Below are 10,224 nucleotides of genomic sequence, written 5' to 3'. Positions count from 1 at the left end.
CCAAATCATTTACAGCACCACCACCGCGAATAATAACGATCAGATCTGGTGCGCTATTAAAATCCTTAGCCCACTGTCTTAATGCAGTGCTGAGTGATTCAGTAATACTGGTTGCAGCTGTATTACCTTGAAAAGTTGCTGTGTGATAAATGAAATGGCAAACACCGGCTTTATCTAAGGCATCGGCATCTTTTTTGAAGTCACCTAGACCTGCAGCATTCTCTGGAGCGATTACCAGGATGTTTTGAAGATCAAAAGGTGTTGGTAGTGATTTATTCTTGTTAATTAGGTCTTCAGCAGTTAACCGTTCAACTATCTGCATATAGCGCCGTGCAATATCGCCAATGGTGTAACTTGAGTCTATATCTTCTACGTTGACTGAAAAACCATATTGAGGATCAAACTTAGCTTTTACTTTAATGAGGACATTAAGGTCCTTAGATAGCTCAATTCCGCTTTCACGTTCAAATTTTAGAACCATTTTTGCTGCGGAGAATTTCCAGATGGTTGCCTTACAACTTGCGATGACTTTATCTGTACTTTCTTCTTTTTCAGCCAACTCTAAATAATAGTGACCACCTTTAATGCTTAGATTTCGAATCTCGGCCTTTACCCATACAGGTTCTTCAAAAGTTATAAGGATAACTTCTTGTATAGTTGATAAATATTCACTAAGGGTTAGTTGAAACTCAGACATTATAATTTATAAGTTGAAAGGTATGATGATCATAACCTAGGCACCACATTGAACTCAATTACTGAACTTGACCTTGTACAAGGCAACTGCTATATTTTTGTTATAGTGACCGAAGTTATGGTAATCCACATAGTTCAAATTTTATATGCCCGTTTTCAATAGCGGGTATTTTTTTGTTCATCGAAAAGTGGGAAGTTGTTGTGTAAAAGACTATAAAAATAACTTATATTAAATCCATCATAGAATATAAAAATGAGTATAAATTATGAAAAGTACATTATTTATAATTTTCAGTTCACTAAATATAAGTACAGCATTTGCAGTACCACTAAAATTTATAGATGAAGATATAGAAGCAGTAGGTGTAAAATTTCCTCAACAAGAAAATCATGTAACGGAACAGTTGAAAATTGAGAATATAGATCCAGAAAACTCAATGTTTAGTGTGCTTTTAGCTCAAATTTTGAAAAAAAATGAAGTAAATTATCTTTCCGCAAATAATAATGATAAAAGATCGTTTATTAAAAACATGTTAAGTCTTTTTAAAAAAAAGGAAGAGTCCACAGAAACTACTGAGACAGCAAATGAGTGTTATACAAAATTACAAGAAAATGTGGTGATTTATGAAAAGCCAGACTTGGCAACCTATTATTATGTTGAAGATAACCCAGGAACACTTAGAGCTGAAAAATTCCCTACAGATGTTAAAAAGCTAAATAGCTTATTTAATTCACCGATAACTATTGTTGGTTTTAAAAAATCAAAGACTGACGGATCTTTAGGTTTAATACCTTTAACAGTAAAGTTAGAAAAAGAGAAGTTTGATTTTTATATTTTTCATGGAAAACAATTATTTAGCTATAGGAAAACCCAGAGAGGTCACTTGCCTGTTCTAATTGGTTTTGGAGTTTCAGCGATGGGTTCAGGTCAATCAAATGCTAAAAGTTTGTCATTAAGTGGTATTAATGGAGTAGTCGACCTCAGTGCTGCAATTAGTAATACAAGTGTTAAGGGTGATGCTAAAGTTATTAATAAGGGATTAACTTTACCTCCAAGCATATCTAAACTTCTGCCAATGCCTGACAATATTTCGAGTACAAATTTTAATGAAAAGATGAAAGAAATATATAAATTTGTTGACGCTGTTGATGTATCTTCTAGGTTACCACAAGACTCTGATGCTTTAGTGTTAACTCCATATTATCTTGCAATAGGGGAAAGAGAGATGCCTGAATCTTGTTTTATTTTTAACGATGGATTTAAATAATAACAAAATTCCAGCCGCCGAAAGGTGGTTTTTTTATTGTCTTAAATTTGCTGATCGCTTCTTGCTTAACTAAGAAGAAATCTTTCTTAGTTTGACATAATCTTTGACGTACTTTTGTTTATTTATATCTTATATATTTGATAAAAATAATAAAATTAAGGACATTTTTACTGATATTTAAACTCAGTGAATTGTTTGATTTGACTTGTTTAAAAGAGAAGCAAAACTGTTTGTGTATCAAAAAATAAAATAAAGGATAATCAAGTTGGTTTATTGAACTATTCTGAAATACCGAAAGAGTGACTTATGACAGACACAGTACAAGCGCGTAAAGACTTAGAATTTTGCAGTGCTGAACTGTCAAAGTATCAAGATCTAAGTCGTGTTGGATTAAGACATAGTGAATTGATCGCAATTGATAACGTGATGATTCGGCTGAAAGAGCAGATTAAGAATTTACGGTCAGTATTAATCTATGAGCACAAATACCCCATCAATCATTTTGATTGATGGGGTAGAGTGGCTTATTGGTAGAAATCCCACACATAATCGATTGGGAGTGTGTAGATGACTTTTACTTCGTTTTGTAACCAGGCATTTAGTGTCATTTCGACATCAGGAATTACCACTTTGGATTGAGTGGTTGAAATTTGTACCAACTCCTGAATGGCATTAGATAATCCAAAATGCTGAATGGGAAATGGTGGGACGTAAACAGATATTTCATCACCAACTATTTTTTGAAAATAACCCATCACCATATAAGCTGAACTTGGATTGTTGATATGATTTGCTGCTAATTTTACAAGAGTATTAATTGGTGGGTTTTTAAAAAAATTCTGAATTTTTTCAGAGTTTTCAGTGAGGCGTGAGGGGAAGAAAAACCTGCGGTTTGTCCATTGTGGTGAGTTGTTTAAGCCTTGTATTAAACAATCTCTAATCACTTCTGATTTTGATTGCTTCGTTGCTTCACAAAACTCATTAACTTGCTCAACAAGCTTATTAGGTAGGTGAACTTTAACAGGTGTGGACTTCGTATCTGTTAAGAAATCCTCGTGGATTGTATTCATAGTGTTATCTCTGAATGGGTTATAGTGCTTGTATTGTCACCAATAGGTGACACGTATGTCACCATGTTATTTTCACTAACTTCTTCTCTAAAGTCAATTGTTTTAATTATCAATATGGACGCTAACGACTATTTCTGGAAAACCAAAAAGCGCCCACCTAAAACTAAGCCACGCACCAGACCATTACCTAAAGCCACAGAAAAATATTTAGAAGCAGAAGAAACCCTATTCCAAGAATTAGAAGAATATCGAATTGGTTATCGCCGTAAGTTTCAATTTGAATCAACCAAAAATTGGCGGTTTGATTTTTATATTGTGAAGTTGAATCTTCTTATAGAAATTGCAGGTAGCCCATGGTCGGTTGGTCATGGTGGCAAAAAGATAGCAAACGCATTTAATAAATATGGTTTAGCTGAAGAGCTAGGTTATAGAGTTGTACGTCTTGAACCTCATCAAATTAAGTCGAGATATGCAATTGATTGGGTTCAAGGGTTATTAGAGAGATTAGAAGATGGAGCAGATCAGACCATTTCCGCCGACGGATCTAATTGATCGTGCCGAAGAACAAGAAGCAATTCTATTGGCACCCGCCGTGGACCTAAGAGAATGGGTTGTAAAAAACTTTCTAACTTTGGGCGGTGTGCTTCATAACCCTGATCATGACCATATTGCTGAACTTATACATGATGATGAAACCTTTCTAGCATTCGCTTGGGCTTCATCTGCCGCCGTTGCTAAAAAGCGTATGGTCTTAGGTCAATGTGAAAAAGTGATGTTCAATCAAGGTGGATGGAAGAAAGCACGCCAAGAACAACAGATGCGTGACTGGTTTGGATATGTACCGATTTACTTAATCACGATTGATGCGAGTTATTGCGAGAATACAACTGATCTCGAATTCTGTCGTCTGATCGAGCATGAGCTATATCATATTGGTGTAGAGCGTGACGAAGATGGTGAGCCAATCTATAGCGACCATACAGGTCTACCAAAACATTATCTTGCTGGGCACGATGTAGAAGTATTCTTCGGTGAGACAAAACGATGGGGAATGGATGAGTCAGTCAAACGACTTTTAGAAATAGCAAAGAATGCACCATTCGTATCAAAAAAAAGTATCGCTGCGTGCTGTGGAACGTGTGGGATTAATTGAGCCTTGAGGCTCTTTTTTTTGCCTATCTTGCTATACGTAGCTATACAAAGAGGTGTTTATGGCAGCACTAAATGAGCCTGTAAAAATGTTTATAGTTCAGTCTCTTGCATGCTTTGAAACCCCTCAACAAGTAGTGGAAGCTGTAAAGCAAGATTATAGGCTTGAAATAACAAGACAACAGGTGGCACTTTACGACCCAACGAAAGTTGCGGGACGTAATCTTAGTAAAAAATTAAAGGATTTATTTGAGCGTAGCCGTAAAGATTTTCGAAAAAACATTGAGGATATTGCGATTGCAAACAAGGCATTTCGATTAAATGAATTGCAGAAAATGTATGAAGACTCAGGTCGCAATAAAAGAGCAAAGCAAAATATATTAAAACAGGCATTTCAAGAAACTGATGGGCGAGTAACTCGTCAAGAAGTGACAGGTAAAGATGGTGGGCCGTTAGAATCAATACAAACAACCGTTTCTAAGGAGGCATACCTTAAAGCAAGGGAGCGAATCTTAGATGAGTACTGAAGCTGAGCGTGACCTTGCTATACAAATTGAGGCTCAAGAAGATTTATATTTTTTCTCTCGCTACATGTTTAAAGAGCGCCGTAAATTTAAATGGTTGGCTAATTGGCATCATCGAGTGGTCTGTGATGCATTGATGAAGGTATTTAGCGGTGAAACTAAACGCCTTATTATTAACATTCCGCCACGCTACTCTAAGACTGAATTGGCGGTAATTAACTTCATGGCGTGGTGCTTTGGTAAGGTTCCCGACTCTGAATTTATTCATGTCAGTTATTCTGCGACATTAGCTGCAAACAATGCTTTTCAAACTCGTAATTTAGTGCAAGAGGATTCATACAAAAAAGTATTTCCTGATTTAAAGTTACGTGATGACAGTAAAGCTAAAGACGACTGGCGCACGGCAGATGGTGGTGTCTGTTATTCACAAGGCACAGGCGGAACAATTACAGGTTTTGGTGCGGGCAAGCTGAGAGATGGCTTTGGCGGGGCAATCATTATTGATGATCCACATAAGGCCAGTGAAGCGCGTTCAGATACGATTCGTAAAAATGTAATTGAATGGTTTCAGAATACACTTGAATCTCGAACCAACTCACCCAATACCCCCATTATTGTCATTATGCAACGTTTGCATGAAGAAGATTTGGCAGGATGGTTATTAGATGGTGGGAATGGTGAGGTGTGGGAGCATTTGGAGCTTTCTGCTATTCAGCCAGATGGAACAGCATTATGGCCTGCAAAGCACACTATTGAAGTGTTAAATCGAATGGAATTGGCAGCACCTTATGTTTTCTCGGGGCAGTACAGACAGCGACCATCACCACCTGCAGGTGGTTTTTTTAAGCCTGACAATATTGAAATTGTTGATGCTATACCTGCTGAAATTCTAAAAGAAGTACGTGCATGGGATTTAGCATCATCTGAGAATGAGGGTGACTGGACTGCTGGTCCAAGAATGTTAAAAGCCAAAGATAATATTATTTATATTGTGGATATGGTTCGCGGTCAGTGGGGGCCTGATGGTGTTGAGAGAAACATTAAACAGACTGCTCAAATGGATGGGCGGAAAGTTGTCATTAAATTACCGCAAGATCCTGGTCAGGCAGGTAAGGCTCAAGCCAAGAATTTCATCACTATGTTATCTGGATTTTCTGTAACAGCAGAAGTTGTTTCTGGTGACAAAATAACGAGGGCTGAACCTTTCGCTGCTCAAGTGAATGTTGGCAATGTGAAAATGTTGCGTGGTGACTGGAATAAAGCCCTGATTGATGAATTACGAAACTTCCCGAATGCAAAACATGATGACCAAGTGGATGGTTGTAGTGATGGGTTTAACGAGCTTCTTGGATCAAGAGTGAAAGCCAAACCTGCGACCGCTGGATCTAGAACTTACTAATACAAAGCACCCAAATGGGTGTTTTTTTATGAGAAATAATTATGGCAAAGTCTAATAAAGATAAGGTTAAGGTGAAAAGTAAGGCTTTGTCAAAAGGTTCACTAAGCTCACATGAAGCAGTATCGCAGTTCTTTAAAACACTTGGTCGATTGCCTGATCTAGACGAAACATTGCGAAAAGCGGGTATTCCGCGTCACCGATTATCAGTTTTACTTGAAGATGATGAAATAGCTCAAGCAACAGAAACTCGCACAGATGCATTACTTGGTACACCGTTTCGATTAGAGCCGAGTGATTCGCCTGAAGCGTTATTTATTATGAAAGAGCTAAATGAGTGGTTTAGCGAGATTGCAGCCGTTGCGCATAATGCATTGTATTTTGGCTATTCAGTGCAAGAAGCGACTTGGGATTATAAAGATGATGGTTATATTGGGCTTACATGGATTGGTGAGAAGCCGATGGAATGGTTTGAGCCTAAACCTGATGGACGTTTGATGTATAGAGTGGATGCAACAGGATTGGAGCGTGAAGTTGATCAAAAAATTAAATTCTTCTTAACTCGCCGTAAAGCTTCATATAAGCACCCATATGGCAAAGCGCTATTGTCAGTTTTGTACTGGTTATTTTTCTTCAAGCAAAATGGTTTTAAGTTTTGGGCTAAGTTCTTAGAGCGATTCGGTACACCTATTTTACTCGGTAAGGTGGCTAAAGCAGAAGACGATGATATACAAGCAATGAATGATGCGCTGCTTTCCGCTCATGCTCAGTCTGTTATTTCAATTGATGCGGAAGATGATGTGCAGATGGTTGGTGTCACACAGGGTACTGCAGGCTCGTCATTTGAAACATTTTTTAATGTGATATTGCGTCAGATTCAAAAGTTGATATTGGGGCAGACTCTAACCAGTGGTACAGATGGAACTGGATCAAGAGCGCTTGGTCAAGTACATGACAATGTACGCAAAGATAAGCTTAAATCAGATATTCGATTGATCACACCAACAATGCAGAGTGTTGTTAATGCACTTTGTTTGTTGAATGATTGGCAGCAACATAAAATCATCATAGGTGAGGAAAAATCACTGAATGTCGAACAGGCTGAGCGTGATGAAAAGCTAAAAAACACTGGTATTGAGTTCACTAATCAATATTACACTCGTGAATATGGCTTTCAGGATGGCGATCTAAGAGAGCCTACTGTCATGGCTAATACTCAATTTAATGCATTACCGAAGCAAGTATTTAGCTTTAAAGCAGACATGCAAGGCTTAGACACAAATCAGCGTGAAGTTGATGACAAGATCAGTGATATTGAAAAGAACCTATTTTCTGAATCTGAATTGATGAAAGTTGTTGAGACATCGACTGATTTGAATGATTTGCAGAATAATCTTTACAAGATGATGTCTGGTGAATCAGTAGAAAAGTTCAATGAAACCATGGCGAGAGCTTTGTACTTGTTTGATGTGATCGGGTATGTGCAACGGAGCAAGTGATGACAGTAAGTTATACAGATGCTCTACGTTATGCTCGTGAAAAGAAAGTTGTACTGCCTGAAGAGTTTTATCTACTTGATTTAAACGCAAGGCAGTATGCAACAACAGTCAGTAAATTAGCTTCCCTTGATCAGATCAGAACAGTTATTAATTTGTCTAATAAAGCTATTGAGGATGGCTCAACTTTTCAGGATTTTAAGAAAGCGATTGAGGAAAATGGAATTGAGTTAAGCCCTCATCATCTTGAAAATATCTTTCGTACGAACATTCAAAATGCTTATGCACATGGCATCTGGACTCAGCAACAAGAGAATAAAACTAATCGACCTTATCTACGATATTCATCATTAACAGATAGTCGAGTTCGTCCAAGTCACTTAGTGTTAAACAACATTATTCGGCACATTGATGATTCGTTTTGGTACACGTATTACCCCCCAAATGGATATTTATGCCGTTGCGGTGTGAGTGCATTGACTGAAGCTCAAGCCAAAAGATTGGGTATTACACCTGATGATAAGTTGCCTGTTGTTCAACCAGATAAAGGATTTTCGACCACACCTGCAAGTTATGGAAAGCATCTCAATGATGTGCTTCAAGAAAAGATTGATGATGCTATTCTGACTGATGCAAATCTTGCTTCAGAGCTTGCCAAGATTAAAGATGAAGCAATTGTTTCCCAACAAGCCAATGATGAGATTGTAAAAGCATTTGAGCCGATGTCGGAAAAGACCAAAGAAGACACTGAATCAATTGTTGATAGAGTTTTAGAGAAAAATAAGGATGTAGAGCCAAGTGCAATACGTATGTTGGCCGAGTTAATTCATGATGATGAGCATTCACTTACTGATTTATTAAAAAGCTCAGTAGTGAGAAATGATGAGCAATCAAATTCAATTACAAATTGGATGCGCCGTTCATTCCAATCCTTATTATCGATTGCTAAGAATCTTAAAAATAAGATCACAGGTAATAACCTAAAAGGTTTCGACTCTCTTGAGTTAAAACAAGGCAATGTAATTGGTATACAAACACCAACACTATTTAAGACTGCTGAAAAAGTGGGGAAAAATATTATTATCACTGATGCAAAAGGTATTGCTTTGGATTTAACTAAATTTAATGGCTTGGATGGTGCTCTATTAGCTCCTGATTTGAATTTAGAGGTTGTTAGTGTGTCGGATAGTGAGATAGTTCTTAGAAAGACCAAAGAGGTTGCTACTAGATTATTTATTGCCAACAACACCCTGCATAGCACGAACTAATCACAATTAATTAATGACCACCTTCATAGGTGGTTTTTTTATGGAGCATGAAAATGCCAAAAGAGGAAAACAAGCCGAATGAGTATTGCTTTCAACTCGGAAGCTTAAGTGTTGATGCCGAACAGGAAGGAAAGAAGAAGCGCACCTTCTCAGGGGTTGCCTACAGCGGTGAAGTAATTACTGATCATTGGTATTGGAAGCAAGTTATTTTTGATCTGGACTCTATGCAGATCAAGGGGCGTATTCCAGCACTACTTGAGCATAGTCCACGTCAACGCGCAGGTGCAATTGAGTCACACTTGATAAGCCATGGTAGCGGTTTAACGGTTGAGGGAACATTGCTTTCAAATGAGTTTGGTACGCAAGTCGCAGTTGATTCTGATGATGGCTTTCCGTGGCAGATGTCTGTTCGCATTGAGCCGTCAAGTATTGATGAAGTTCAGGCAGGAAACACGGTTCAGGTAAATGGAAAACTATTACACGGACCTATCACTGTATTCCGTGGGGGTCGCATCCGAGAGGTTTCATTTTGTGCCCTTGGTGCAGATGAAAATACAATGGCGGTGGCAGCAAGTCACAGTCCAACAAAAACCAAAGAGGGCACAGACGTGACCGAATTAGAAAAGGCGCAAGCCGAAATCAATGCTTTGAAGCTCAAAAACACTGATCTTGAAACACAAAATAAAAAGTTCTCTTCTGATATGCGTGATGCACAAATCAAAGCATTGGAAGTAGAAACAGGTAAGGCATTTACTACCGAAGAAATTGTTGAAATGAAAGAGCTAGATGACAAGTCTTTTGCTTTTTCAACTGCTCAGATTCGTAAATTCTCAACTAAAACTGAACCGCAAAAACCAACGCTTCCAAAGTTTTTAACTGATCATCAAGCGGGTGGTGGTGAAAAGCAATTTGATAGTGGTGATCAACATAAGTTTTCTGCCGGTGCTAAAGCATTTGCAGAGCAAAAGGGGAAATAAGCTATGCCAGTTCATTATGTTCCACCAATCAAGGTCACTTCACAACGACTGATTCTAGATAACGAAAAGTTACGCCGTGCAAATGCAAAAGTGACTACAGGTGTTGCTTATAAATATGGCGACCTTCTCACATTGTCAGCAGCTAATGTTTTGACGCATGCAACTGATGAATCTACATGGGATGTTATCTGTGGTCAGGATGTCACAGTCGCAGAAGCCACAATTAAAGCAACGGATAAGATTGAAATACCAATTTATTTTGGTGGTGTATTCAATCTTGAAGCTGTGACACTAAATGGGACTTTACTTGCTGTTACTAAATATGATGCGGCACGTGCTAAAGCAACTAAAAACAATATTGAACTTTCGAAGGTATAAAT

At 38.0% G+C, this 10,224-nt stretch carries 12 protein-coding genes; 10 read left to right on the top strand and 2 right to left on the bottom strand.

Annotated features, from left to right (window positions below):
* Positions 1-697, bottom strand: a 697-nt coding sequence (locus B9T35_RS17910) for an exodeoxyribonuclease VII large subunit (RefSeq protein ID WP_171264326.1), incomplete at its 3' end; no start/stop codon positions are given.
* Positions 698-962: 265 nt separating this feature from the next.
* Here B9T35_RS17910 and B9T35_RS17905 point away from each other — a divergent pair.
* Entirely contained in the window at positions 963-1,964 is a 1,002-nt protein-coding gene (locus B9T35_RS17905; RefSeq protein ID WP_086192611.1) for a hypothetical protein, read from the top strand.
* Positions 1,965-2,270: 306 nt separating this feature from the next.
* The gene (locus B9T35_RS17900; RefSeq protein ID WP_086192610.1) at positions 2,271-2,474 is read left to right on the top strand and encodes a hypothetical protein; all 204 of its coding nucleotides are present in this window, start codon (positions 2,271-2,273) and stop codon (positions 2,472-2,474) included.
* 14 nt (positions 2,475-2,488) lie between these two features.
* Here the strand turns inward: B9T35_RS17900 and B9T35_RS17895 are convergent, their stop codons facing one another.
* Entirely contained in the window at positions 2,489-3,034 is a 546-nt protein-coding gene (locus B9T35_RS17895) for a ribbon-helix-helix domain-containing protein (RefSeq protein ID WP_086192608.1), read from the bottom strand.
* Positions 3,035-3,148: 114 nt separating this feature from the next.
* Between B9T35_RS17895 and B9T35_RS17890 the strand changes: the two genes are divergently transcribed.
* Genes B9T35_RS17890 through B9T35_RS17855 form a run of 8 tightly spaced genes read left to right on the top strand, consistent with a single transcriptional unit; the run spans position 3,149 to position 10,222 of the window.
* Positions 3,149-3,586 (top strand): hypothetical protein, encoded by a 438-nt coding sequence (locus B9T35_RS17890; protein ID WP_086192626.1) that lies wholly within the window; start codon positions 3,149-3,151, stop codon positions 3,584-3,586.
* Positions 3,546-4,187, top strand: coding sequence for a putative metallopeptidase (locus B9T35_RS17885; protein ID WP_086192607.1), 642 nt, complete (start codon positions 3,546-3,548; stop codon positions 4,185-4,187). The genes B9T35_RS17890 and B9T35_RS17885 overlap by 41 nt, the downstream gene beginning before the upstream one ends.
* Positions 4,188-4,245: 58 nt before the next feature.
* Positions 4,246-4,710: a DUF2280 domain-containing protein gene (locus B9T35_RS17880; RefSeq protein WP_086192605.1), complete on the top strand. Its 465-nt coding sequence runs from the start codon at positions 4,246-4,248 to the stop codon at positions 4,708-4,710.
* Positions 4,700-6,106, top strand: a complete 1,407-nt coding sequence (terL, locus tag B9T35_RS17875) for a phage terminase large subunit (protein ID WP_086192603.1) — start codon at positions 4,700-4,702, stop codon at positions 6,104-6,106. The genes B9T35_RS17880 and terL overlap by 11 nt, the downstream gene beginning before the upstream one ends.
* A 41-nt stretch (positions 6,107-6,147) precedes the next feature.
* Entirely contained in the window at positions 6,148-7,602 is a 1,455-nt protein-coding gene (locus B9T35_RS17870; RefSeq protein ID WP_086192601.1) for a phage portal protein family protein, read from the top strand.
* Positions 7,602-8,867 carry a phage minor head protein gene (locus B9T35_RS17865; protein ID WP_086192599.1) on the top strand — a complete coding sequence of 422 codons (1,266 nt, stop codon included), beginning with the start codon at positions 7,602-7,604 and terminating at the stop codon, positions 8,865-8,867. Before B9T35_RS17870 ends, B9T35_RS17865 begins: the two co-directional genes overlap by 1 nt.
* A gap of 53 nt (positions 8,868-8,920) precedes the next feature.
* The gene (locus tag B9T35_RS17860) at positions 8,921-9,844 is read left to right on the top strand and encodes a hypothetical protein (RefSeq protein WP_086192597.1); all 924 of its coding nucleotides are present in this window, start codon (positions 8,921-8,923) and stop codon (positions 9,842-9,844) included.
* A gap of 3 nt (positions 9,845-9,847) precedes the next feature.
* Positions 9,848-10,222 (top strand): hypothetical protein, encoded by a 375-nt coding sequence (locus B9T35_RS17855; RefSeq protein WP_086192595.1) that lies wholly within the window; start codon positions 9,848-9,850, stop codon positions 10,220-10,222.
* Positions 10,223-10,224: the final 2 nt, after the last annotated feature.

This window comes from Acinetobacter sp. ANC 3832, assembly GCF_002135415.1.
In the GTDB taxonomy this organism is placed as follows: Bacteria; Pseudomonadota; Gammaproteobacteria; order Pseudomonadales; family Moraxellaceae; genus Acinetobacter.
The sequence above is the reverse complement of the archived record's forward strand: the minus strand, read 5'-3'. Positions and strand labels throughout refer to the sequence as shown.